This window comes from Iodidimonas sp. MBR-22, from assembly GCF_029946565.1.
Classification (GTDB): Bacteria; Pseudomonadota; Alphaproteobacteria; order Sphingomonadales; family Rhodothalassiaceae; genus Iodidimonas; species Iodidimonas nitroreducens.
Genome location: NZ_JARKVQ010000017.1, coordinates 30,696 through 54,542 on the forward strand (window position 1 = coordinate 30,696; position 23,847 = coordinate 54,542).

General features: G+C 55.8%; 21 protein-coding genes. 13 read left to right on the top strand and 8 right to left on the bottom strand.

The features are described 5' to 3' along the window. Positions 1 to 113 precede the first annotated feature (113 nt). From QK300_RS11845 to phoU, 5 genes are all read right to left on the bottom strand, one after another. Positions 114 to 734 (bottom strand): VOC family protein, encoded by a 621-nt coding sequence (locus QK300_RS11845; protein ID WP_281320851.1) that lies wholly within the window; start codon positions 732 to 734, stop codon positions 114 to 116. A gap of 49 nt (positions 735 to 783) precedes the next feature. Next, positions 784 to 1,641: a pirin family protein gene (locus tag QK300_RS11850; protein ID WP_281301949.1), complete on the bottom strand. Its 858-nt coding sequence runs from the start codon at positions 1,639 to 1,641 to the stop codon at positions 784 to 786. A 49-nt stretch (positions 1,642 to 1,690) separates the two neighbouring features. After that, entirely contained in the window at positions 1,691 to 2,860 is a 1,170-nt protein-coding gene (locus tag QK300_RS11855; RefSeq protein WP_281301950.1) for a CaiB/BaiF CoA-transferase family protein, read from the bottom strand. 10 nt (positions 2,861 to 2,870) lie between these two features. Further along, positions 2,871 to 3,671, bottom strand: coding sequence for a citryl-CoA lyase (locus QK300_RS11860; RefSeq protein WP_281301951.1), 801 nt, complete (start codon positions 3,669 to 3,671; stop codon positions 2,871 to 2,873). Between the two features lie 220 nt (positions 3,672 to 3,891). Next, positions 3,892 to 4,611, bottom strand: coding sequence for a phosphate signaling complex protein PhoU (phoU, locus tag QK300_RS11865; RefSeq protein WP_281301952.1), 720 nt, complete (start codon positions 4,609 to 4,611; stop codon positions 3,892 to 3,894). Positions 4,612 to 4,929: 318 nt separating this feature from the next. On the opposite strand from phoU, the gene QK300_RS11870 reads away from it, so the two are divergent. From QK300_RS11870 to QK300_RS11895, 6 genes are all read left to right on the top strand, one after another. Continuing rightward, positions 4,930 to 5,928: a PstS family phosphate ABC transporter substrate-binding protein gene (locus QK300_RS11870; protein ID WP_281301953.1), complete on the top strand. Its 999-nt coding sequence runs from the start codon at positions 4,930 to 4,932 to the stop codon at positions 5,926 to 5,928. A gap of 102 nt (positions 5,929 to 6,030) precedes the next feature. After that, positions 6,031 to 6,993 (top strand): phosphate ABC transporter permease subunit PstC, encoded by a 963-nt coding sequence (gene pstC / locus QK300_RS11875; RefSeq protein WP_281301954.1) that lies wholly within the window; start codon positions 6,031 to 6,033, stop codon positions 6,991 to 6,993. Positions 6,994 to 7,060: 67 nt separating this feature from the next. Next, positions 7,061 to 7,963, top strand: coding sequence for a phosphate ABC transporter permease PstA (pstA, locus tag QK300_RS11880; RefSeq protein ID WP_281301955.1), 903 nt, complete (start codon positions 7,061 to 7,063; stop codon positions 7,961 to 7,963). A 99-nt stretch (positions 7,964 to 8,062) separates the two neighbouring features. Then, the gene (gene pstB, locus QK300_RS11885) at positions 8,063 to 8,920 is read left to right on the top strand and encodes a phosphate ABC transporter ATP-binding protein PstB (protein WP_281301956.1); all 858 of its coding nucleotides are present in this window, start codon (positions 8,063 to 8,065) and stop codon (positions 8,918 to 8,920) included. A 175-nt stretch (positions 8,921 to 9,095) separates the two neighbouring features. Then, positions 9,096 to 11,783, top strand: coding sequence for a pyruvate, phosphate dikinase (gene ppdK, locus QK300_RS11890; RefSeq protein ID WP_281301957.1), 2,688 nt, complete (start codon positions 9,096 to 9,098; stop codon positions 11,781 to 11,783). Positions 11,784 to 11,793: 10 nt separating this feature from the next. Next, positions 11,794 to 12,828, top strand: coding sequence for a hypothetical protein (locus QK300_RS11895; protein ID WP_281301958.1), 1,035 nt, complete (start codon positions 11,794 to 11,796; stop codon positions 12,826 to 12,828). A 156-nt stretch (positions 12,829 to 12,984) separates the two neighbouring features. Here the strand turns inward: QK300_RS11895 and QK300_RS11900 are convergent, their stop codons facing one another. Then, entirely contained in the window at positions 12,985 to 13,896 is a 912-nt protein-coding gene (locus QK300_RS11900) for a hypothetical protein (RefSeq protein WP_281301959.1), read from the bottom strand. Positions 13,897 to 14,006: 110 nt separating this feature from the next. On the opposite strand from QK300_RS11900, the gene QK300_RS11905 reads away from it, so the two are divergent. Further along, entirely contained in the window at positions 14,007 to 15,344 is a 1,338-nt protein-coding gene (locus tag QK300_RS11905; RefSeq protein WP_281301960.1) for a dihydroorotase, read from the top strand. 15 nt (positions 15,345 to 15,359) lie between these two features. Here the strand turns inward: QK300_RS11905 and cysQ are convergent, their stop codons facing one another. Continuing rightward, positions 15,360 to 16,202, bottom strand: a complete 843-nt coding sequence (gene cysQ, locus QK300_RS11910) for a 3'(2'),5'-bisphosphate nucleotidase CysQ (protein ID WP_281301961.1) — start codon at positions 16,200 to 16,202, stop codon at positions 15,360 to 15,362. Between the two features lie 141 nt (positions 16,203 to 16,343). Between cysQ and QK300_RS11915 the strand changes: the two genes are divergently transcribed. From QK300_RS11915 to QK300_RS11940, 6 genes are all read left to right on the top strand, one after another. Next, positions 16,344 to 16,970, top strand: coding sequence for a histidine phosphotransferase family protein (locus tag QK300_RS11915; RefSeq protein ID WP_281301962.1), 627 nt, complete (start codon positions 16,344 to 16,346; stop codon positions 16,968 to 16,970). A 225-nt stretch (positions 16,971 to 17,195) separates the two neighbouring features. Next, positions 17,196 to 20,360 (top strand): chemotaxis protein CheW, encoded by a 3,165-nt coding sequence (locus QK300_RS11920; protein WP_281301963.1) that lies wholly within the window; start codon positions 17,196 to 17,198, stop codon positions 20,358 to 20,360. A gap of 30 nt (positions 20,361 to 20,390) precedes the next feature. After that, entirely contained in the window at positions 20,391 to 20,843 is a 453-nt protein-coding gene (locus QK300_RS11925; RefSeq protein WP_042084899.1) for a chemotaxis protein CheW, read from the top strand. A 40-nt stretch (positions 20,844 to 20,883) separates the two neighbouring features. Then, a complete protein-coding gene (locus tag QK300_RS11930) occupies positions 20,884 to 21,249 on the top strand; it encodes a response regulator (protein ID WP_042084901.1) in 366 nt (121 codons plus the stop codon). Between the two features lie 87 nt (positions 21,250 to 21,336). Beyond that, complete coding sequence (locus tag QK300_RS11935) at positions 21,337 to 22,560, top strand: chemotaxis response regulator protein-glutamate methylesterase (protein ID WP_348651891.1); 1,224 nt, start codon at positions 21,337 to 21,339, stop codon at positions 22,558 to 22,560. After that, positions 22,557 to 23,402, top strand: a complete 846-nt coding sequence (locus QK300_RS11940; RefSeq protein ID WP_281301965.1) for a protein-glutamate O-methyltransferase — start codon at positions 22,557 to 22,559, stop codon at positions 23,400 to 23,402. The genes QK300_RS11935 and QK300_RS11940 overlap by 4 nt, the downstream gene beginning before the upstream one ends. An 82-nt stretch (positions 23,403 to 23,484) precedes the next feature. Here the strand turns inward: QK300_RS11940 and QK300_RS11945 are convergent. Then, on the bottom strand, positions 23,485 to 23,847 hold a 363-nt coding region (locus QK300_RS11945; protein ID WP_281302313.1), incomplete at its 5' end, for a transposase.

The window sequence follows — 23,847 nt, forward strand, 5'->3', positions numbered from 1 at the left end:
ATAGGGCCGCCGTCAGGGCCATTCGGTCAGCCCATCGCTTCGCTTCAGTTGCCGGGTCCAGTCTTTCGCACGCAGGTGCTTTTCACAAGATGGACCCGGCGAGCCCCTCGCCCTTAATGCTTTTTGTTATTGGGATCGACGAAATTATGGCCTTCGCGGAATTGCGTTTTATAGTCTGAGAGCTTATTGCCCAAGGCCTTGACGGCTTCATCAAGCGGCTCGGGATCTTCCAAAAAGGGCTTATCTTCATGATATTCGATCGTGGAGGATGAATATTCCAGATAAAGGCCATTGGGATCGCGGAAATAGATCGATTTGCAAAAGAAATGATCGATCACTTTGGTGACGGAAATCCCATGGGCTTCGAGCTTTTCCTTCAAAGCATAAAGCTCGTCCACCGTTTCGACATTAAGCGAGATATGATGCATCACGCCGAGATCAGGATCGATATCCCCAAAGCTTTCATTCCATGAGAAAAAGGCGAGGCTTGCCCCTTGGCCGCAATCAAAGAAATAATGCCGGGTGCCCGCCACATCGCCGCGCACCGGAATTTCTCCGGCAAAAGGATCGGGTTCGGGCAGGGCCAGGGTAACCACCAAGGGCATATTGAGCAGATTGTGATAGAAATCGATGGTTTTATCCATGTCCTTGGTCAGATAGGCCGCATGGTGCAGGCCACGGGTTTTCAGCTTGAAATCCTTGGGATTCGTCGCCGTTTCTAAGGGTGCGGACATCATCTCTCTCCTCATTCACGCTGGTTGTGGCAAAAGGCCTGTCGCAAAATCAAAAGCGGCCCGCCTGAAAATCGGCAACGGCCTGTTTCAATTGATCGACCGTGTTCATAACAAAAGGCCCATAGCGGGCCACGGGTTCATGAAGGGGCTGGCCAGCCACCAGAATGAACCGGCTGATCGGGGATTTGCCGATGATCTCGACCCGGTCGCCGGGGCTGAGAACGGCCAATTGCTGATGCGGCAAAAGCTGGGCTTCATCCCCTGAACCAATGGCGATATCCCCATCATAGGGATAGACGAAACAATTATGGCTACTGGGCAGATCATGGCTGAAGGATAAATCCTGAGGCAGGGCAATATCCAAAAATACCGGATGGGTGGCAATGCCATCCACCGCGCCCTTGATGCCATCCACCTCACCGGCGATCAGCTTGATGCGAATGCCATTTTCGCGCTCGATCTGCGGAATATCTTCGGGCTGGATATCCTGATAGCGCGGGGCGATCATTTTTTTATCGGCAGGCAGATTGACCCAAAGCTGAAAGCCCCACATCAGGCCATTTTCCTGCTCGGGCATTTCGGAATGAATGATGCCGCGACCGGCGGTCATCCATTGCACGGAGCCGGGCCGCAAAAGCCCCTGATTGCCTTTGTTGTCGCCATGGCGCATCCGGCCTGCCAGCATATAGGTAACGGTTTCAAAGCCGCGATGGGGATGATCGGGAAAGCCACCGATATAATCTCCGGGGCGATCCGTGCGAAATTCATCGAGCAGCAAAAAAGGATCCACATAATCGAGCAAGGGCGAAGCGATGAGGCGACGCATCTTGACCCCGGCGCCATCCGATGAGGGCACGCCCGCAACCTTTTTGCTGATCTGTCGGCCGCTTTTATATGTGGATGCCATAGGGCCGATCTTTCCTTCTTCTTGCAGCCTTTATGCCGCGTTTCGCGATTTATTCCGCTGCGCCCTGATTGCGCACAGAGCCGTTTTGGCCTGCTAATTCGGCACGGATTTCAGCGCCATGCTCATCCAGCATCGGGGGCGCCAGCACATCAAGGCTGGCGGCGCCATCATAGGATAAAGGCGAACGCACCGTGGTGAATTCGCCCATCACCGGATGGTGGGTGCTGACCTTGATCTTGAGATGCCTGGCTTGCGGGTCTTCCAGCGCTTCATCGCTATCATAGGCGGCGGAATAGGGCACGCCCTCGGCCTCCAGCCGATCACACCAATAGGCGCGATCATGGCGGCGAAAGATCGGGGCCATCAGATCGATCAGATCATCCTGATGCTTGATCCGGGCGGCACGATCCGCAAAGCGGGGATCATCGAACAGATCGGGCTTTTCAATGGCGGCGGCCAGCCCATCCCAGAATTTGGGGGGCGACGACAAATGAAGCGCAACCCATTTTCCATCAGCACATTCAAAAACATAGGATTGCGAGACGCTGGGCCGGCTATAGGGGTCCATCACTTCATTCATGGAGAAATAATGAGTGAAGCTATCCAGATTGAAATGACACATGGCTTCGAGCATTGAAACATCCACCCGCCGCCCTTTGCCGCTGGTGCCGCGCTCCACCAAAGCCGCCAAAATACCATAGGAGGCATAAAAACCGGTGACAGCATCGGCAATGGCCGGGCCCAGCACGCGCGGCTTATCATGGGGTACCAGCAGCCGCAAATAGCCGCTGGCGGCCTGCGCCACGGTGTCGAATGCCGGGCGATCCATGGCCGGGCCGCTGGTTCCAAAGCCTGAAATCGAGCAATAGATCAGCCGGGGATTGATGGCCCGCAAAGTTTCCTCGCCGGCACCAAGCTTTTCTGCCACACCGGGCCGGAAATTCTGGATGAACACATCTGCCGTTTTGATCAGTTCATGCAAAACCGCCTGATCTTCGGGTTGGCGGGTATCGAGGGCGATACTGCGTTTATTGCGGTTATAGGTTTGGAAATGGGGGCTATAAAGCCCGCCTTTGAAGGCGCGAAAGGGATCACCCGTTTCGGGCCGCTCGACCTTGATCACATCGGCCCCCTGATCGGCCATATACATGGCAGCCGCCGGACCGGTAATGAAGGTGCCCATCTCAACGACCCGAATATCCTTCAAAATCTTGGTCATATATGTATCCTCACGCCTTTTCTTTGGGAGCGGGGCCGTCATAATCAATCGCCTGACTGGCGCCATAAGAAAGAACAAAGCCGATGGGCCTTTGTGTTTCCTCATAAAGATGACCCACAAGGCTGGCGGTGCGCGCCAATAGCGGCACACCCTTCAAGGCGCTAAGGGGAAAGCCCACATCCAGCATCACCGCTGGAATGGCCCCGCTCACATTCACCGGCAGATCCCGATTGGTGATCAATTTCGCCTGTTTTGAGACGGCCCGCAAAGCTGCGATATGATCCCCTGAAACCCCTTTTTCATCGGCTAATTTGAGCAGGAGATTGGCCCGAGGATCGCCGGTGGAATGATGGGAATGGCCAATACCGGGAATTTTACGCTTTTCTGAAACCGCCATTTCGATGGTTTGTTTCGCTGCCGTATCAAGATCGCTATCCTCTGACTTTTGCCGCGCAAGCACACGGGTCAGGAATTGTCCGGCCACTTCCGAACTGCCAAGAACCACCGAACCGCAGCCCAGAAGACCAGCCGAAACCGCGCCTTGCCAGGCTTCGGGGGCGGCGGCCAAGGTCATCCGGGCGGCCTGAACGCTTGGCACCAGCCCATGTTCGGCGATGGCCACCAGAACGGCATTGAGAAAAAAGCGCTGATTGTCATTCGGCATCTGGCCGGTTACCAGAAAATAGAAATAATCGGCAAAATTGATCTTGCCGATCAGATCTTCACATAAATCCAGACCCCGCACGGTGATCACATCGGCGGTGGATGTGGAGATGGCCGAATATGGCTGATCTTGTTTCCCGATACGCATAGGGTTCCCTTGATTTTATGTCTGTCAGTCTGGCTGAAGACGATCTGGCACGATCCTTCGCACGCGATCGATGACAATTAATTTCGTATATCGAAAATAAATCCGATTTACGAAAAATAAACCGGATGAGTCGAATTTGTCAAGATTGAACGGGCCTGCACTGGCCTCTGCATAGAGGCCAGTCCAAGCGCCCTATTTGGCCTTCTCGCGTCTCTTAGGGTTAGGACCGGGGGGGCGCGATCTGATCGGGCCGGGCAAAAGATGTGGTATCGCTTTTGGGGCGATCATCTTCCAAAGGCTCGCCTTCGATGGCGAAATAGATCACTTCGGCGATATTGGTGGCCTGATCGCCAATGCGTTCGATATTTTTGGCGATAAACAGCAAATGGGTGCTTTGGGTAATCGAAGAGGGCGATTCCATCATATAGGTCAGCAATTCACGAAACAGGCTATTATAAAGGGCATCCACCCGATCATCGCTGCGCCAGACCATCACCGCCTTGGCGCTATCGCGCTCCACATAGGCTTCCAGCACATTGGAAATCATCATATGGGCTTCCTGGGCCATTTGCGGGATGGTGGCGGCTGGCCGCACGGGCGCCGATTGGGAAATCACCGTCACCCGCTTGGCGATGTTTTTGGCGAAATCGCCTACGCGTTCCAACATTCCGGTGATTTTGAGGGCGGAAATGATCTCGCGCAGATCATCAGCTACAGGGCTGCGCCGGGCGATCATCTGCACGACAAGGGCATCGGCCTCGAATTCCAAGGCATCGAGCCGTTTATCCATGGCAATGACCTTGGCGGCGGCTTCCGGATCCCGGGCGGTAAGGGCGGCGACAGCTTCGGCAAGTTCCTGTTCGGCAAGGCCCCCCATTTGCGTTACGATAGAGCGTAAGGCATTGAGTTCCTCATCATAGGCGCTGACCGTATGCTGCATGATCGATGACCCTTTATCCATTATGGTTTAGGAAGGCGTGCGCGTTTTGTCGGGCTTTGTCAAATGGGATGGCTGGTGGTTTGGGATTTAAAGCATAACACAAAAGCGATGACAATTTTACGCAGCCATCATCCGCATAACAAGGGCATGTGTCATATAACTGAAACAAAAATGTAGTCATTGCGTCATTGGGGGTCTTCAGCTTGGGCCCCATAGGCTCGCGATGATCATAGTCCACAGGTTCGCGGCCTGCTGGGATAAGGCCGGATGAAAGCGAGAGGAAGGCCCGGAATAGGGCCAGAAATAAGGAATATTCAGATGAAACTAGTGTCCATCCTCATGTCGGCAGCCCTTGGCGTGGCGGCTTCGTGGTCTGCCATGGCGCAGCAGATGGTCAGGATCGATGGGTCGAGCACGGTTTTCCCGATTATGGAAGCGGTCGCAGAAGAATTCCAGATTGAATATCGGGGAAACTATCGGGTGACGGTCGGGGTTTCAGGGACCGGCGGCGGCTTCAAAAAATTCTGCCGGGGCGAGGTTGATCTGACCAATGCTTCGCGCCCCATCCGCAATGAGGAACTGGCGCTGTGTGTGGAGAATGGCATTGAATTCATCGAGATGCCGGTGGCGCTGGATGCCTTGGCCATTGCCGTTAATCCCCGCAATGATTGGGTGGATTACCTCACCATCGCGGAATTGAAAAAGATGTGGGAGCCCGAAGCGCAGGGCAAAATCACGAGCTGGAAACAGATTCGCGACAGCTTTCCTGATCGTGCCCTCGAACTCTTTGGTGCCGGTGCCGATTCGGGTACTTATGATTATTTCACTCAGGCCGTTGTGGGCCGGGAACATGCCAGCCGGGGCGATTTCACCGCCAGTGAAGATGATAATGTTCTGGTGATGGGGGTGGCGAATACGATCAACGCCCTGGGATTTTTCGGCTTCGCCTATCTCGATGAAAACCGCAATAAACTCAAGCCCGTTCCCATCAGTTATCAGGGCGGCGCGGGGATTTTGCCAAGCATTGAAACAGCCAAGAACGGGACTTATCAGCCCTTGTCCCGGCCTTTGTTCGTTTATGTCAATGCCGCTGCTGCCGATGAAAAAGAAGCGGTGAGAAAGTTCGTTGATTATATGCTCGATCCCGAATTGGCTGCGGAATTGGTGAAGGAGGTGGGCTATGTCCCTCTGCCGCTCGAAGCCTATGCAATGGCGCAGACGATCTTTAAAAACCGCCGCCTTGGAACCGTTTTTGAAGATGGCTCGCAGATTGGGGTATCGATTGAAGACTTGCTTCAGATGGAAGGGGGCCGTTAGAAGGGGCAGCGCACAAGAAAACAGCCGAAACAATAAAACTGTCATCGAAAGCGGTCATATCCTTGATATGTCTTCAGGCGGATTTTTCAGCGGGATGAAAATATGTCGGATCAAGCAGCCCTGATCAGGGGCGCAGCAGATGGTCAGGGGGCCGGGCGTTCGGTTCTCGTTGACCCGGGCTTCCTGTGGCGTCGCAAGCTGAAAGATCGTATCGCCCGCGTGGTTTTGTTTTTATCGGCCAGCCTCTCGGTCTTTGTGACGGCGGCCATCGTTTATATTCTGATCACCGAATCGATGACCTTTTTCGAGGTCGTCTCGATTTGGGATTTTCTCACCGATACCCAATGGACCCCTCTTTTCACCAATGCCCATTATGGCATTTTGCCGCTTTTAAGCGCGACCTTGATGGTTTCGGGGATTGCCCTTTTGGTGGCGGTTCCGGCGGGCACGGTGCTGGCGGTTTATCTAAGCGAATATGCCCCAGCCAAATTGCGTGAGGCAATCAAGCCGATTTTGGAGCTGTTGGGCGGCGTTCCCACCGTGGTTTATGGCTATTTCGCCCTGCTTTTCGTGACCCCTTTGCTGCAAAAATTCATGCCCGGCCTTAATGGCTTCAATATGCTGGCACCGGGCCTGGTGATGGGCATCATGATCTTGCCCTATGTTGTTTCGGTGAGCGAGGATGCCATGCGGGCGGTGCCCGATACCTTGCGCGAGGGGGCCTATGCGCTTGGTTTTTCACGCTTTCACACAGCTTTGCGGGTGGTGATTCCCGGGGCGTTTTCCGGGATTACTGCGGCTTATATTCTGGGGATGTCGCGGGCCGTGGGGGAAACCATGGTGGTGGCCATTGCAGCGGGACAAAACCCCAATCTCACCCTCAATCCTTCCGAAGGTGCGGCAACCATGACCGCCTATATCGTGCAGGTGAGTTTAGGCGATCTGCCCCATGGCTCCATCGGCTATCAAACCATTTTTGCCGTGGGGCTGACCTTGTTTGTCATCACCTTGCTGTTCAATATCATTGGCTTCTGGCTGCGCCGCCGGTTCCGTGAAGTTTATTGATCTCTAAAATATGGCTGCCGCCACCCGATAAAGACGCCGGATAAAGTCGAGAGATGGAAAGACGATCATGAAAAGCTACCAACAGATCATTTCCGGGAATAAACGAACCGACCGCACATTCGTGGTGATCGGTCTGCTGGTTTTGCTGATTGCCATGCTCACTTTGGTGGCCCTGATCCTTGATCTGGCGATTCAGGGCCTGCCCCGGCTGGATTGGGATTTCATGACCAATTTCCCCTCGCGCCGGGCGGCCCGCGCCGGGATCATGTCGGCTTGGGTGGGCACCACTTTGGTGATGATCGTCACGGCGGCTCTGGCCATTCCCCTTGGGGTGGCGGCCGGCGTTTATCTTGAGGAATATGCGCCCAAAAACTGGATGACCGATATCATTGAAATCAATGTCACCAATCTTGCCGGGGTGCCTTCGATCATCTACGGGCTTTTGGCTTTGGGGCTTTTTGTTTATGGGCTGGGCTTGGGTCAAACCATTCAGGTGGCGGGGCTGGTGCTGGCTTTGCTGATTCTGCCCATTGTGATCGTTTCCACCCGCGAAGGCATTCGCAGCCTGCCGCAATCGATGCGCGAGGGGTCTTATGCTTTGGGGGCCGATCAGTGGCAAACCACAATCCGCTATATTTTGCCGAGCGCCCGTCCCGCCATTCTTACGGGATCAATCATGGGGCTATCGCGGGCCATTGGCGAAACCGCGCCGGTGATTACCATCGGCGCGCTGACCTTCATCGCCTTTCTGCCGCCCTCGCCGGTGCAGGATAGCGTGCCCTTTATCAATTTCGATTGGCTTGAAAGCCCCTTTTCTCTGCTACCCATTCAAATGTTCAATTGGATTTCCCGTCCGCAGGCGGATTTCCATGTGAATGCGGCGGCGGCGGGGGTTGTTTTGCTTGCCATGACCTTGCTGATGAATTCTTTTGCCATTTATATTCGCTATCGCCTGCGCAAGGTGTTGTGATGAAGAGGCGTTCATACAGAGGCTCCCATGCCCCGACAGAATGAAATGACATCGTCGCAGCCCGGTGGAAGTCAGAAAGATCACCAGAAAGATCAACGGATGACGGATCAGACAGAAGGCGAGAAAAAGATCATGAAAGATCTGGATTTAAGTGCGCTGATCGAGGCGCGGGACGGCCAGAAGCCGCAAACCGAGCCGACCTTGCGGGCCAATGTCGATCAGTTGAATTTCTGGTATGGCGATTTTCAGGCTCTGAAAAATATCAATCTGCCGGTTCATGATAAAAAGGTCACGGCCCTGATCGGGGCTTCGGGCTGCGGCAAAAGCACCTTGCTGCGCTGTTTCAACCGGATGCACGATCTTTATCACAATAATCGCTATGAGGGGGCGATCACCCTTTATCCCGAAGGCGATAATATCGTGGGGGCAAAAACCGATCCCATGCTGATCAGATTGCGGGTGGGCATGGTGTTTCAAAAGCCCAATCCCTTTCCCAAATCGATCTACGAGAATGTGGCTGCGGGCTTGCGGATTCGCGGCATCAATAAACGCGCGATTCTGGATGATAAGGTGGAAGCGGCGCTGACCGGGGCGGCTTTGTGGGATGAGGTAAAGGATCGTTTGAACGAAGGGGCCTATAGCCTGTCGGGCGGCCAGCAGCAGCGTTTGTGCATCGCCCGGGCTCTTGCCCCGGAGCCTGAGCTGTTGCTGCTCGATGAACCGACATCGGCGCTCGATCCCATTGCCACCGCCAAGGTGGAGGATTTGATCGAAAAGCTGGCGGATAATATCACCATTTTGATCGTCACCCATAATATGCAGCAGGCCGCCCGCATTTCCGATCATGTGGGCTATATGCATCTGGGCGAAATGGTGGAGTTTGATCTCGCCAGCCGGATTTTCGTGAAGCCCAGAAATGAACAGACCCGGGCCTATGTCACCGGTCGTTTTGGCTGATTGGTCGCTTTTTCTTTCATGATCTTGCGCAGATGAAACCGGATTTTTCCGGTTTTTTCTGTATTTGCCAAAAAAACCTGCCCATAGGGCGCGACAGAGCGTTCTGAACGCGCTATTGAAGTTTCGCATTGAAACGCACAAACCAGATTTCGGTAACAACGGGAATATGGCCGCCATGTCGAAATGGGTCTATAGCTTCGGAGACGGCGCTGCGGAAGGCACGCGCCAGATGAAAGAACTGTTGGGGGGCAAAGGGGCCAATCTGGCTGAAATGTCGTCCATTGGCCTGCCGGTGCCGCCGGGTTTCACCATCACCACAGAGATGTGCGCCTGGTATGATCGCCATCAGCAAAGCTATCCCGATGCCCTGACCGGCCAGATCGAGGCCGCCATGCATAAGATGGAACAAAGCGTGGGGGCCATCTTTGGCGATTCCCAAAATCCCTTGCTTGTTTCTGTCCGATCCGGGGCCCGGGTCTCGATGCCCGGCATGATGGATACTGTGCTCAATCTGGGGTTGAATGATCTGACGGTCGAGGGGCTGGCCCGACGATCGGAGGATGCCCGCTTTGCGTGGGATAGCTATCGCCGCTTCATCCAGATGTATGGCGATGTGGTGATGGGGGTGGCGCATCATCTGTTTGAAGAAGCTTTGGAAAATCTAAAGCTCGATAAAGGGGTCGATCTCGATACCGAATTAGATGAAAAAGATCTGCGCGATCTGGTGGAAATTTATAAGGAAGAAGTAGAAAGAACCCTTGGCAAGCCCTTCCCCCAGGATCCCCAGAAACAGCTGTGGGGGGCGATTTCCGCCGTTTTCAAATCCTGGAAAACCGATCGCGCCCGGGTCTATCGTCGGCTGAATGGGATTCCCGAAGATTGGGGCACGGCGGTGAATGTGCAGGCCATGGTCTTTGGCAATATGGGGGAAAGTTCGGCCACGGGGGTGGCCTTCACCCGCGATCCATCCACCGGCGAACGCACCTATTATGGCGAATTTCTGATCAATGCTCAGGGTGAAGATGTGGTGGCAGGGATCCGCACCCCCCAGCATCTGACCATCAAGGCGCGGGAAGCGGGCAAAAGCAACAAGCCTTCGATGGAAGAAGCGATGCCCGAAGTGTTTGGGCAGTTGGTCGGCATTTTTGAAACCCTTGAAGCCCATTATCGGGATATGCAGGATATCGAATTCACGGTGCAGGATAACAAGCTGTGGATGCTGCAAACCCGATCAGGCAAGCGCACGGCGAAGGCCGCACTTAAAATTGCCGTGGATATGGCTTCGGAAGGGCTGATCAGCGAAGATGAAGCGGTGATGCGGGTCGATCCTGCGGCTTTGGATCAGCTTTTGCATCCCACCCTTGATCCCGCCGCATCGCGCGATGTGCTGACCATCGGCCTGCCCGCCTCACCGGGGGCGGCTTCGGGCCATGTGGCCTTTACCGCCGATGAAGCGGAAGCCCGGGCGAAGGAAGGCGAGGCGGTGATTCTGGTGCGGGTTGAAACCAGCCCCGAGGATATTCACGGGATGCATGCCGCACGCGGCATCCTCACTGCGCGGGGGGGGATGACCAGCCATGCCGCCGTGGTGGCGCGGGGCATGGGGCGGCCCTGTGTTTCGGGCGCGGGGGCTTTGCGCGTTGATGTCAAAACCGGCGAGATGACGGTGGGGGGGCGCACCATCAGGCGGGGTGAAATGATCACCATTGATGGCGCCACCGGAGAGGTGATGGCAGGCCATGTGCCCACCTTGAAGGCTGAATTGAGCGGCGATTTCGCCCAGCTCATGGCCTGGGCGGATCGCGCCCGCACGATGGCCGTGCGCACCAATGCCGATACTCCCCATGATACCGAAACGGCGCGCGGCTTCGGGGCCGAAGGGATTGGCCTGTGTCGCACGGAACATATGTTTTTCGATGGCGACCGGATCATTGCCGTGCGCCAGATGATTTTGGCCGAAGACGAAGCCGGGCGGCGGCGGGCGCTGGAAACTTTGCTGCCCTATCAACGGCAGGATTTTGCCGAGATTTTCCACATCATGCGCGGCCTGCCGGTGACCATTCGCCTGCTTGATCCGCCCTTGCATGAATTTTTGCCCCGCGAGGAAAAGGAATTCGCCGAAGTGGCGGCAGTGATGCAGGTCAATCCCGAACATCTGCGCCGCCGGGCTTTGGAATTGACCGAAGCCAATCCGATGCTGGGCCATCGGGGCTGCCGTTTGGGCATTGCCTATCCGGAAATCTATGAAATGCAGGCCCGGGCGATTTTTGAAGCCGCCCTTCATGTGGGCGAACAATCGGGGGAAACGATCATCCCCGAAATCATGATCCCGCTGGTGAGCACGGTGGCCGAACTGGCTTTTTTGAAAGAGCGGATCGACGCCGTGGCAGAGATTGTTTTTGAGGAAAAAGAAACACGTCTCACATATCTGGTGGGGACGATGATCGAATTGCCACGGGCGGCGATCACCGCCAATGAAATTGCCGAAAAGGCCGATTTCTTCAGCTTTGGCACCAATGATCTGACCCAAACCACCTTTGGCATCAGCCGCGATGATGCCGGGGGGTTCATGCCCCTTTATATCGATTATGGCATCCTGAGCCGCGATCCTTTCGTCAGCATCGATCAAACCGGCGTGGGTGAATTGGTGCGGATGGGGGCCGAGCGGGGCCGATCCACCAAAGCCGAGATTAAGCTGGGCATTTGTGGCGAGCATGGGGGCGATCCCGCATCGATCCATTTCTGCCATGGCGTGGGGCTGGATTATGTATCCTGTTCGCCTTATCGGGTGCCCATTGCCCGTCTGGCCGCCGCTCAGGCTGCTTTGGAGGCGAAAGCGGCTTTGGAGGGCGGCAAAGCCTGAAGGATCGATGATGGCCCGATCAAAGGCCCCTGATGGTCTGTGCCTTGATGATCTGTGCCTTGATGATTTGCGCCTGGATGGTTTGCGCGAAGGGGGCAAGGCTGCTTTGGCGCGGGCTTTGGCCCTGCTCGAAGAACGGCCCGAGGCACCGGAGGTTATGGCCTTGCTCGATCACGCGTTCAATGCGCCCAAAGGCCATGTGATCGGGCTGACCGGTCCGCCCGGTGTGGGGAAATCGACCCTGGCCGCAAGCCTTGTGCGGCACTGGCGAAGGGCTGATCCCGCCTTGTCGGTGGGGGTGATTGCGGTCGATCCTTCATCGGCGGAAAGCGGCGGGGCGCTTTTGGGGGACCGGATGCGCATGGCATCCGATCCGGATGATCAGGGGCTGTTTATCCGGTCGATGGCGGCGCGCCTTGCTTTGGGGGGGGTGGCCGATCTCAGCTTTCCAGCGATGATCCTGATGCGCGCGCTGTTTGATCGGGTGCTGATTGAAACCGTGGGGGTTGGCCAAAGCGAAACCGATATTGCCGATATGGCCGATCATATTCTGTTTTGCATCCAGCCCGGATCGGGCGACAGCATCCAGTTCATGAAATCCGGAATCATGGAAATACCTGATCTGTTCATCGTCACCAAAGCGGATATGGGGCCGCTGGCTGAGAAGGCGCGGGCCGATCTGGAGGGGGCCCTCTCCTTGCGTTTGGCCAAAAAGGGGGACCCGCACGATCCGGCAGAGCGGATATTGATGATCTCTGCCCTGAAGGGCATGGAGGGCTGCGCGCCTTTATTTGCCGCCCTTGATGATCTCAGAAAGACGATGCCCGATGCCGATCTGCTGGCACGACGTCAGCTTCAGGCCCGCATCTGGTGCTATCGCTATCTGCGGCAAAAGCTGGGGCTTGATGGATTGGCGGCCTTAGGGGGACAAAACCCGGCAGCGGCGCTTTATGATGATTGTGGGAAGGCCCCGTTTGCAACCGCTTATCGCCTGCGCCGAGCCCTGCGCCAGACCCTGGGCATGGAGCGCGTGGCTGATCTTTAGGGTCCTGAGCCTAATCCATCCACACAAAGAGGGCGGTGACGATCAGCCCCGCCAGCCCGGCCATGATTAAAACACGCTTGTCACCCTTTTTAAGGGGGCCATTATTGCTTTTCTTGCGGGCCATATCCGTCCCCTTTTTGCTTTTGATGGCTCATTTTAAGCGGATTGCTTGCCTTCGTCCAGCCAATCAGGATGAATGATCTGCACAGGGCGGCCATCGGCCAGCAGATCGGGGTTATCCAGATCCTCGATACGGATGAGGGCGATGGCCCGATCCCCTTCATGGCTGCGGATTTCCCCCACGGCCTTGCCGTTTTTCTCGATTGGGGTGCCTGTGGCGGGGGCGCCGCCCTTGATGATCGCGGGCAGCAGGCGCTTGCGGATTTTGCCGCGATGCTTGGTGCGGGCGGTGAGTTCCTGACCGATGTAGCAGCCCTTGGTGAAATCAACGCCATTGAGCAGGTCCAGATTGGCTTCCAGCGCCAATGTTTTATCGGCCAGATAATCGCGGCTGCCATCCAGAAGGCCTAAGTCCAAGCGCCGGATTTCATAGCTCTGCGCGGATGGATCGATGGGGGCCGGGCTCTCCGCATTTTTGCCAAGGATCGCCCGCAGGCCGATCCCCTGATGGCGGGGATCGCGATAGATCACCCCCTGGGGGAAAGACGCCGCCGCCCCCGCTGTATCGCCCACAGCAGGCCATTGCGGCAAATTTTCTTGCGACAAAATATCGGCCAAAATATCGGATGATAAAACCCAGATATCAAAATCATCGCTGCGGTCGGTGATCTCGGCCTTGCTGCGCAGGCGGTAAAGCATCAGGCGGCGCAGCAGATCGGCTTTTTGCCCGGCTTCGCAATCAAGGTAAATGCTGCCATCCTCGGCTTCGCTCAAAAAGAAATCGAACTGCATCTTGCCCTGCGGAGTGAGGAGGGCGGCATAAAGCGCTTTATCGGGGGAAAGGGCGTGGATATTCTGGGTAAGGATGGCTTGCAGGAAATCCCGCGCTTCCGGCCCTTTGATCGACAACAGGGCGCGATCGGGGAGACGATGGGCAAAGCTGTTCATGATTGCGGTCCTGTTCCGGTTTGATCTTTATGGCGGGGCTTGCATGATCTATGGATGATGGAGGCTTCATTCAAGTTTGAACATCATCAGATGAAGGGGAAGACAACATTATGGGCCGTCAGGTTGATCTGGTCATCCGCAATGCCACACTGGTTTCCCATGCCGGGCACGCGGTGGGCGACGTGGCCATCGATCAGGGCCGCATCACAGGGCTGGGGCAGATCGGTGCCGTTACTGCGGCCGAGGAGATCGATGCAAAGGGGCTGCATCTGCTGCCCGGGGTGATCGATAGCCAGGTGCATTTCCGCGAGCCGGGGAATGAACACAAAGAAGATCTGGAAAGCGGCAGCCGCGCCGCTGTGATGGGCGGGGTGACGGCGGTTTTTGAAATGCCCAATACCAAACCATCCACATCCACGGCATCGGCTTTGGCCGATAAAATTGCCCGGGCAAAAGATCGGATGTGGTGTGATTTTGCCTTTTATGTGGGGGCCACGGGCGATAATGCCGAAAGCTTGGCCGATCTCGAACTGCATGAAGGATGCTGCGGGGTGAAAGTGTTCATGGGATCGTCCACCGGGGATCTTCTGGTCAGCGATGACGAGGCTTTGTTGCGGGTTTTGCAATCAGGGCGGCGGCGGGTGGCCATTCATGCCGAAGATGAAGAACGCCTTCTGGCCCGTCAGGGGCACCGGGCGGTGGGCGATCCGGCCAGCCATCCCATCTGGCGCGATGAGGAAACCGCGCTCAGGGCAACCCGGCGGATCGTGGCTCTGGCACGGCGGGCGGGTCGGCGTATTCATGTTTTGCATATCACGACGGGTGAGGAAATGGCCTTTCTTGCCGCCAACAAGGATATTGCCAGCGTGGAAACCACGCCCCAGCATCTGACATTGGATGCGGAAACCGCCTATGCCCGGCTCGGCACTTTTGCCCAGATGAACCCACCCATCCGGGGATCGGCGCAGAGGGAGGCATTATGGGCGGCAGTTCTGAATGGCACTGTGGATGTGATCGGCTCCGATCATGCCCCCCACAGCCTTGACGAAAAAGCGCTGCCTTATCCCCAATCGCCTTCCGGTATGCCGGGGGTGCAAACCCTGCTGCCCCTGCTGCTCACCCATGCCGCCAATGGCAGGCTGAGCCTTGAACGGGTGGTGGATCTGACCAGCACATCAGTGAATCGATTATTCAATCTGCGCAGCAAAGGGCGGCTGGCCATGGGCTATGATGCCGATTTCAGCCTTGTGGACCTGAAGCGCCAGTGGACCATCGAAGAAAACTGGCTGGCCGCCCGCTGCGGTTGGAGCCCCTTCACCGGTATGGAGATGATCGGCAAGCCCGTGGCGACGATTGTGCGCGGGCGGGTGGTGATGCGCGATGATGAATTGATCGGCACGGCCCATGGCCAGCCCATCGCTTTTCAGGAAACCATCCGCCCGGCTTAAAGGATGAAGTCGTTTTCAGCGCAGCGGTCGAGGGGTGAAGCTGCGATCCCCCCAGGCCAGAAAATGGCCATTTTTAAAGCCGGGTTTATAATAGCGGAAATCCGCCCCCTGATCATCGACCATGGCCCCGCCCGCTGCCAAAAGCACGGCATGGCCGGCTGCCGTATCCCATTCCATGGTTGGGCCAAGGCGGGGATAGATATCCGCTTCGCCGGTGGCTAGAAGGCAGAATTTCAAGGAACTGCCGATGGAGGTGAGTGGGGCATCAGGATAATGCGCCAGATAAGCATCGGTTTCGGCATTGCGATGGGATTTGCTGGCCACAAGGGTGGGGGGCGTGGCGCAGGGGCGGCAGGTGATGGCGTGTTTGGGGCCTATTTCATTGTTATTTGAAATATCGGCCTGCCACGCGCCGGTGCGGATATCGCCCACAAAAAGGCGGCGCTTTGCCGGGCAATAAACCAGCCCAAGCTGGGGCTTTCCGTCTTTGATCAGGGCGATATTGACGGTGTAATCATCGCCGCCTTTTAAAAATTCCTTGGTGCCATCCAGCGGGTCCACAAGCCAGAAAGGGCCGCTCACCCGATCAGGCAGGCCACCGGCGGCGGCGCTTTCCTCGGCAATCACCATCCATGAGGGGGTGAGGTTGGTAAGACAGGCCAAAATCACCCGTTCGGCGCGTTCATCGGCCTCGGTCACCGGGGAATGATCATCCTTTTTGCGCACGCTGATCGCGCTTTTGGCAACATCGAGGATTTCCTCGCCGGCCTCGATGGCAGCCATGATCAAGGCGGGAAGATCGCCCGCCAAATCAGGGGCAGGCGATGGGGGATGGGGATGATGGGTTGAAAATGTCACGGGCAGGGCGCTTTCTGATGGTTTTGAGACGACTCTTCTTACCGAATATGGTGGAGTGTTGAAGCGACTTGCCCCAATATGCAATGGCAAGTTCCGGGGTGCGCGAAAAAAATCACCCATGTCGAAAGGGAAGGGGGGCCGATGTCGTCTGTGAGTTTTGCCGCATTATTATGCTCGCGCTTATGCCATGATCTCGTCAGTCCGGTGGGGGCTTTGTCGAACGGGCTTGAGGTTCTGGCCGATGAGCATGATGATGAGATGCGCCTGCAGGTGCTGAGCCTTTTGGATCAAAGTGCGCGGCAAACCGCCAATCGCCTGCAATTTTTCCGCTTGGCCTTTGGGGCCGGTGGCGGCTTTGGCAAGATGGTCGATCCGCGCGATGGGGAAAAGGCGCTGAAGGCTTTTTTGCAGGATTCCAAAATAACGCTGGAATGGCAGATCCAAAGCCCCAGCCTGCCCAAGGATGCGCTGAAATTAATTCTCAATCTGGCTTTATTGGCCGGAGAAGGGCTGGTGCGCGGCGGTGTTTTGCGGATTGAAAGCTCCGGAAACGAGACGGGCCAAGTGATCGAAGTGTCTGCATCCGGGCCGCGTGTTCTGTTTTCCTCGGCCGCCCGCGAAGCCCTGGAAGGCAAGCTTTCTGAGGCAGATCTGGAGCCGCGCACGGCACCGGCTTATCTGGCGGGAATCGTCGCACGAGATATTCCGGCTCGGCTGCAAATCGATTCGTCTCAAGAAGATCGTATTCTGTTTCGCATCTCCCTTTGAAATCAGCCCAAATAATTGAGATGAAGCGCCCTTTTGCGCAGATGGGGCGCTTTGTTTTACGGCTATGTTTTACAGCTTTTTAATTGTTTCGCGCGATCTTGTCAGCCTGCGCTCATGCAGCGTCTGATTTTTCCTGCCCTTGTTTTTCAAGCAAAAGCGAAAGGCTGGCAGTGAAAAATCCGGCCCTGTCCTGACTTTTCTGCTGGCTTCATAAGGATATACCACATGGACGACCTTCTGAATGAGTTCCTGACCGAAACCGCAGAAAGCATCGATGTGGTCGATGTGGAACTTGTGAAGCTGGAACAAGACCCTAATAATAAAGGCGTTCTGGATAATATTTTCCGCCTTGTGCATACCATCAAGGGCACCTGCGGCTTTCTGGGCCTGCCACGGCTGGAATCGGTGGCCCATGCCTCGGAAAATGTGCTGGGCAAATTCCGGGATGGCGAATTGCTGGTCACCCCCGAAGCGGTGACCGTGGTTCTGGAAAGCCTTGATCGAATCAAGGAAATCCTCAGTGGTCTTGAACAAACAGAAACCGAGCCCGAAGGCGACGATGGGCCGCTGATCGGCCGTCTTGATGCCATTGCCGAAGGAAAGGGCGCCGCGGCCAAGCCTCCCTCTCAGCCTGCTACAGCGCCGGAAATCGTTGCTTCAACCGAGCCGGATGCGTCGCTGGCGGATGCCGGCCTTGATCCTGATGCTGGCCTTGGGCGTCCGCTCAAACCCGGCGAGGTGGCCCTCGATGAGCTTGAGCGTGCCTTCATGGAGGCCCCCGGCCCCGATGATGAGCCTGATCAGCCATCCGCGCCCCAAGCAACGCCCAAGCCGATGGCCGGGGCGCGCCTGTTTGAGCGCGCAGGGGGCGAGGATGCGATTGCGGTGATGGCGCATTTGCTGGCCAATCGTCTGCCGCGTCATGCGAAAATCGGCAGTTTTTTCAGCGTTATTCCCGATGATTTGCGGAAAGCCAAATTTCTTGGCCTGCTCACCGCGCTTTTCAAGGAAGATGAAAGCTCGTCCAATAATGTGATGGCTTCGATCATCGGGCAGCCGGGCTTTGGCAATGATCAATTCGATGTGCTGGCCGCTGAGATGAAGGCCGTTTTCAAAGAAGTGAAGCTGGCGGCGGATGTGTGTGATGATGCCGTTATGAGCCTTGAACTGGTGCGCGATGCGGCGCTGGCGGCCTCTGAAAAGCATGTGACCAAGGTGAAGGCCAGTGCTGGCGCCGCCAATGATGATCATGATCATGGCGGGGGCGGATCGGTTGAAAAACGCACCTCCCAATCCATTCGGGTTTCCGTGGATCTGCTTGAAGATCTGATGAATATGGTCAGCGAACTGGTGCTGACCCGCAATCAGCTTTTGCAGATGGTGCGCGAAAAAGAAGACAGCGAATTCAATGTGCCGATCCAAAGGCTTTCGCAAACCACCACGGAATTGCAGGAAGGGGTGATGAAAACCCGGATGCAGCCGATTGGCAATGCCTGGGCCAAGCTGCCAAGAATCGTGCGTGATCTGTCGATGGATCTCGACAAGAAGATCGAATTGGATATGCGCGGCTCGGAAACCGAGCTGGATCGGCAGGTTCTGGAATTGATCAAGGACCCGCTGACCCATATGGTCCGCAATTCGGCCGATCATGGCATTGAAACCCCGCCCGAACGGGTGGCGATGGGCAAGACCGAGCATGGCACCATCGTTTTGAACGCCTATCATGAAGGCGGCCATATCATCATCGAAATCCGCGATGACGGACGCGGTATCGCAGCCGATAAAATCCGCAAGAAGGCGCTGGAAAAAGGGCTGGCATCGGAAGCCGAGCTTGCCAATATGTCGGAAGCTCAGATCCAGAAATTCGTTTTTCATGCGGGCTTTTCAACCGCTGCGGCGGTGACCAGCGTATCCGGGCGTGGTGTGGGCATGGATGTGGTGCGCACCAATATCGAAAAAATTGGCGGTACCATCGATATGAAATCGGTGGAAGGCAAGGGCACGACTTTCCAGATCAAGATCCCCCTCACCCTGGCCATCGTTTCGGCCCTGATCGTTTCCGCTGCTGGCGAGCGTTTCGCCGTTCCTCAGATCAGTGTTCTGGAATTGGTGCGGGCCGCCGATGGCAGCGATCATCGTATCGAGCGGATCAAGAACACTCCGGTTTTGCGGCTGCGTAATCGATTGCTGCCGCTGGTTTATCTCAATGATATTCTGGGCTTTAAAAAATCTGCTGATGGCGCATCGGATCAGAAGGCCCAAGATGCTGATAAGAAAGTAGCGGATAAAGATGCCCCTTCGGATGATTTCATCATCGTCAGCCAAGTGGGGGCGTTCACCTTCGGCATCGTTGTTGATCAGGTTTATGATACCGAAGAAATCGTAGTGAAGCCGGTGGCCCCGATCCTCAAGGATCTGTCGATTTATTCGGGCAATACCATTCTGGGTGATGGCAGCGTGATCATGATTCTCGATCCCAATGGCATTGCCGAGCGGACCAATTCCGGCGTGGTTCAGGAAAGCGGTGCTGTAGACGAAAAGGCAGCTGCCAATCAATTGACCATTAAGGATGAATCGGAATCGCTGCTGCTTTTCGGGGCGGGGGCGAAAAGCCGCAAAGCCGTGCCTTTGCCCCTGGTGGCACGCCTTGAAGATATCGAAGTGGACAAGATCGAACTCTCGGATGGCCGCCATGTGGTGCAATATCGTGGGGCTTTGATGCCGATCGTTCTGGCGGATGGGCTTTCGGGCCTTAAAACCGAGGGGCGGCAGGCTGTTCTGGTCTTTACCGATGGCGATTATACCATGGGTTTGGCGGTGGATGAAATTCTCGACATCGTAGAGGATCATGCCGATATCAAGATCGTTTCCGGCAAGCCGGGGATGGTGGGCTCGGCGATCATCGGCGGCAAGGCGACCGAGGTGATCGATGTCGCCTATTATTTAAGCCAGGCTTTTGACGATTGGCTGAAATCCCGCGATCAGAATAGCGGTGTTGCCCCCGAACGCGGCACCCGCATTCTGCTGATTGATGATAGTGCTTTCTTCAGAAATATGCTGAAACCGCTTTTGAAGGTGGCTGGCTATGATCTCACCTGTGTTGATCATGCGCAGGCCGCCATCGATCTGCGCGACAAGGGTGAGCATTTCAATCTGATCATTTCCGATATCGATATGCCCGGCATGGATGGCTTTGAATTGGCGGGTATTTTGAAAAAGGATGGTCACTGGGCGCACACCCCGATGGTGGCCCTGTCGAGCTTTTCCAGCCCCAAACATCTGGAACGCGGGCGGGCTGTGGGCTTTGATGACTATATCGCCAAATTCGACCGCAAGGCGCTTTTGGAATGTTTGTCTCAGCAATTAAAGCTGCAAGGCGATGCTGCCTAAGCGTGAACATAAGATCAGGAAGGGTTGAAAATGGCATCTTCATTAGGACATGAATTCGTGACCATGCGGCTCGAGGGCCAGCTTTTGGGCATCCCCGTACTTTCGGTGCAGGATGTTTTGAGCGCACAGAAAATCACCAGCATTCCCTTGGCCCCGGCCTGGGTTTCGGGCGTTCTCAATCTGCGTGGGCGGATTGTTACGGCGATCAATATGCGGGAACGTATGGGCTTTGGGAAACGCACCGATGGTGGTAAAGATATGAGCATCGTCGTTGAATTTCGTGGCGAGCCTTATAGCTTGCAGATCGATCGCGTGGGTGACGTTCTCAATCTTGAGAAAGAGGTTATGGAAAAAAATCCAGTGACCATGGATCAGCGTTGGCGGGAGGTGAGCCGAGGGATTTATCGGCTTGATGGCGAATTGCTGGCGATCCTCGATGTTGAAACGGTGCTGGGCAGCGCAGAATCATCGGCTGCCGCTTGAAAGCGCAAGGCGTGATCGCAACAGGGAACGGAGCCGAACTATGAAATCCTGCCTCGTGGTAGATGATTCAAAAGTCATTCGACGGGTGGCGCGTCGCATTCTTGAGGAAATGGATTTCTCAATCGAAGAAGCGGTTGACGGGAAAGACGCTCTGGAAGCCTGCGAACGGATGCTGCCTGATGTGGTGTTGTTGGATTGGAACATGCCGGTCATGGATGGCCTCGAATTTCTCAAGGCCATTCGGGGGCGCGCCAATCTCAAACAGCCCATCGTGGTTTTTTGCACCACAGAAAATGACATGAACCATATTCGTCTGGCCATGGAAGCAGGGGCCGATGAATATATCATGAAGCCTTTTGATCGTGAAATTATTGAAGCCAAATTTGCTCAAGTCGGATTGATGTAGATTAACCGGATTGTAAATGTGTCAAGTATTTTGAATGGCTCTGATCGAACACAGGACAACGCGAAAGTGAAAGATCCCTTCCGTGTGATGGTCGTTGATGACAGCGCTGTCATTCGCGGTTTTCTTGTGCGTTATCTTGAGCAGGATGGAGCCATCAAGGTCGTTGCCACGGCATCGAATGGCATCATGGCTTTGCGCACGATGAACACGGCCAAGCCCGAAGTTGTGGTGTTGGATATCGAAATGCCGGAAATGGATGGCATGACGGCTTTGCCGAAAATTCTTGAGGCCGATCCCGATGTGCGGGTGGTGATGGCATCGACCCTGACCCGGAAAAATGCGGAAATTTCCCTGCGCGCCCTGCAGCTTGGGGCTGCTGATTATGTGCCAAAGCCGGAAACCACCCGGGCGGTGAATGCCAATATCGATTTTCGTCAGGAACTGGTGGAAAAGGTCAAGGTTTATGCGGCAGCGCGGCGGCGGGCGTTGCGTCAGGAAATGCCCGGCGGCCAAACGCCTGGGGGTGTGCCCAGCCTGCGCGAAGGGGCGGCAACAACTGCGCCGGTAAGGGCACGATCAAGCTATCAGGTGGTGGCGCGCCGGGGCGACGAGCCGGCATCCCGGCCCGCCACGGTTCGGCCCGCGCGTGGGGTCGAGCCATCGGCAGGAGCGCTGCGAACCACGCGGGTTGGCGAGCGCGAAATCACTTTGCGCGCGCCATCCAAATCCCGGCCCGAAATTCTGGTGATCGGCTCGTCCACAGGCGGACCACAGGCCTTGATTCAGGTGTTTACCGGGATCAAGGATGCGGTGAAGCATCTGCCGGTTCTGGTGGTTCAGCACATGCCCGCCACGTTCACCGCTATCTTGGCCGATCATTTGGGGCGGGCTTCGGGCCTGCCGTCTGCTGAGGCCAAAGATGGCGAAAAGCTGTTGCCCGGGCATATTTATGTCGCCCCCGGCAATCATCATATGACCATGCGTCGCGGTGATGCGGGGATTGTTTTGGGACTTGATCAAAACGAACCGGAAAATTTCTGTCGGCCGTCTGTGGATCCCATGTTCCGCAGTGTGGCCGGTCTTTATGGCGCACGGACATTGGCTGTGATTTTGACCGGAATGGGACATGATGGCTTGCGCGGCGCGCGAGACCTCGTGGGAACCGGTGCCACGCTGATTGCCCAGGATGAGGCTTCGAGTGTCGTATGGGGGATGCCAGGGGCGGTGGCCACGGCGGGATTATGCAGCGCGGTGACGCCGCTGTCCGAAATCCCGGATATCATTATAAAAAGCCTGAGAGGAAACCCATGAAGCCTCAGGATTTTGATTTTCTCAGCAGCCTTTTGAAGCGGCGTTCGGGTTTAACCCTCAATCCCGATAAGGTGTATCTGCTTGAATCGCGATTGACACCGCTGGCCCGGCGCTCGGGCATGGATAGTCTCGATGCCTTGATCGCGGAAATGCGGCGCTCAGGATCGGAAACCCTGTTGCGGGATGTGACTGAGGCGATGACCACGAATGAATCTTTTTTCTTTCGTGATCGCACGCCCTTTGATCTGTTTCGGGATCAGGTTCTCCCGATGTTGTATCAACGTCGGGCTACGACCAAAAAAATCCGCATCTGGTGCGCGGCTTGTTCCACAGGGCAGGAGCCTTATTCCCTTGCCTTTGAATTAAAAAAGCAGGAAGCCAAGTGGCGGGATTGGACCATCGAGATTGTGGGCACCGATATATCGCGGCCTGTTTTGCAAAAGGCACGCGATGGTGTTTATTCGCAATTCGAGGTGCAAAGAGGCCTGCCTATCCAGCTTTTGATGAAGCATTTCACCCAGGAAGGGGATATCTGGCGTCTGTCGGAAGATATTCGCAAGATGGTCACCTTCAGGGAGTTCAATCTGCTCGATAATTTTGCCGCCCTAGGCAAATTTGATGTGATCTATTGCCGCAATGTTCTGATTTATTTCGATCAACCCACAAAATCCAATGTGCTGGATCGGATGCGCGGCCTTTTGCCAACAGATGGCACCCTGTTTTTAGGGGCGGCTGAAACGGTTTTGGGGATCACTGATCGCTTTCGCCCGGTGCGTGGCCAGCGCGGCATGTATCTGCCTTCGGATGCAGAGCCTAATCTGATGGCCGCCGTCGGGGGTTAGACGGCATTTCCAGCCCTTTTTTCGACATTCCGGGCCACAAATATCGTCATCCCGGGCTTGACCCGGCAACTGTGTTATTGGTTCATGGATGGAATGGTTTTTTATCGCGGATGATTGCATTTGCGGTGACGAGGATTTTTCTGGCGATAGCGATGATGGCGACTTTGGCTGGTTTTCCGGCATTGATCATGGCTTTATAGATTTGAGCGAAGCGATGGGCTGAGCGAATGGCACTGACGGCGGCCATATAGAGGGCTTCGCGGACGCGCCGTCTGCCGCCTTTAATGATGCGCCTGCCGCGAAACTGGCCGCTATCGACATTGAACGGCGCGAGACCCGCCATGGCAGCGACGGATTTAGGCGAGAGCCATCCGAGTTCGGGCATGAGGGCGCTAAGGGTTGCGGCGGCAACGGGTCCGATTCCGGGGATAGACCGCAGCAGGGT

What these genes read in the sequence shown, in the direction of transcription:
- QK300_RS11845 (WP_281320851.1), bottom strand. Translation starts at nt 734, where the DNA reads ATGTCCGCACCCTTAGAAACGGCGACGAATCCCAAGGATTTCAAGCTG.
- QK300_RS11850 (WP_281301949.1), bottom strand. Translation starts at nt 1,641, where the DNA reads ATGGCATCCACATATAAAAGCGGCCGACAGATCAGCAAAAAGGTTGCG.
- QK300_RS11855 (WP_281301950.1), bottom strand. Translation starts at nt 2,860, where the DNA reads ATGACCAAGATTTTGAAGGATATTCGGGTCGTTGAGATGGGCACCTTC.
- QK300_RS11860 (WP_281301951.1), bottom strand. Translation starts at nt 3,671, where the DNA reads ATGCGTATCGGGAAACAAGATCAGCCATATTCGGCCATCTCCACATCC.
- phoU (WP_281301952.1), bottom strand. Translation starts at nt 4,611, where the DNA reads ATGCAGCATACGGTCAGCGCCTATGATGAGGAACTCAATGCCTTACGC.
- QK300_RS11870 (WP_281301953.1), top strand. Translation starts at nt 4,930, where the DNA reads ATGAAACTAGTGTCCATCCTCATGTCGGCAGCCCTTGGCGTGGCGGCT.
- pstC (WP_281301954.1), top strand. Translation starts at nt 6,031, where the DNA reads ATGTCGGATCAAGCAGCCCTGATCAGGGGCGCAGCAGATGGTCAGGGG.
- pstA (WP_281301955.1), top strand. Translation starts at nt 7,061, where the DNA reads ATGAAAAGCTACCAACAGATCATTTCCGGGAATAAACGAACCGACCGC.
- pstB (WP_281301956.1), top strand. Translation starts at nt 8,063, where the DNA reads ATGACGGATCAGACAGAAGGCGAGAAAAAGATCATGAAAGATCTGGAT.
- ppdK (WP_281301957.1), top strand. Translation starts at nt 9,096, where the DNA reads ATGTCGAAATGGGTCTATAGCTTCGGAGACGGCGCTGCGGAAGGCACG.
- QK300_RS11895 (WP_281301958.1), top strand. Translation starts at nt 11,794, where the DNA reads ATGGCCCGATCAAAGGCCCCTGATGGTCTGTGCCTTGATGATCTGTGC.
- QK300_RS11900 (WP_281301959.1), bottom strand. Translation starts at nt 13,896, where the DNA reads ATGAACAGCTTTGCCCATCGTCTCCCCGATCGCGCCCTGTTGTCGATC.
- QK300_RS11905 (WP_281301960.1), top strand. Translation starts at nt 14,007, where the DNA reads ATGGGCCGTCAGGTTGATCTGGTCATCCGCAATGCCACACTGGTTTCC.
- QK300_RS11915 (WP_281301962.1), top strand. Translation starts at nt 16,344, where the DNA reads ATGTCGTCTGTGAGTTTTGCCGCATTATTATGCTCGCGCTTATGCCAT.
- QK300_RS11920 (WP_281301963.1), top strand. Translation starts at nt 17,196, where the DNA reads ATGGACGACCTTCTGAATGAGTTCCTGACCGAAACCGCAGAAAGCATC.
- QK300_RS11925 (WP_042084899.1), top strand. Translation starts at nt 20,391, where the DNA reads ATGGCATCTTCATTAGGACATGAATTCGTGACCATGCGGCTCGAGGGC.
- QK300_RS11930 (WP_042084901.1), top strand. Translation starts at nt 20,884, where the DNA reads ATGAAATCCTGCCTCGTGGTAGATGATTCAAAAGTCATTCGACGGGTG.
- QK300_RS11935 (WP_348651891.1), top strand. Translation starts at nt 21,337, where the DNA reads ATGGTCGTTGATGACAGCGCTGTCATTCGCGGTTTTCTTGTGCGTTAT.
- QK300_RS11940 (WP_281301965.1), top strand. Translation starts at nt 22,557, where the DNA reads ATGAAGCCTCAGGATTTTGATTTTCTCAGCAGCCTTTTGAAGCGGCGT.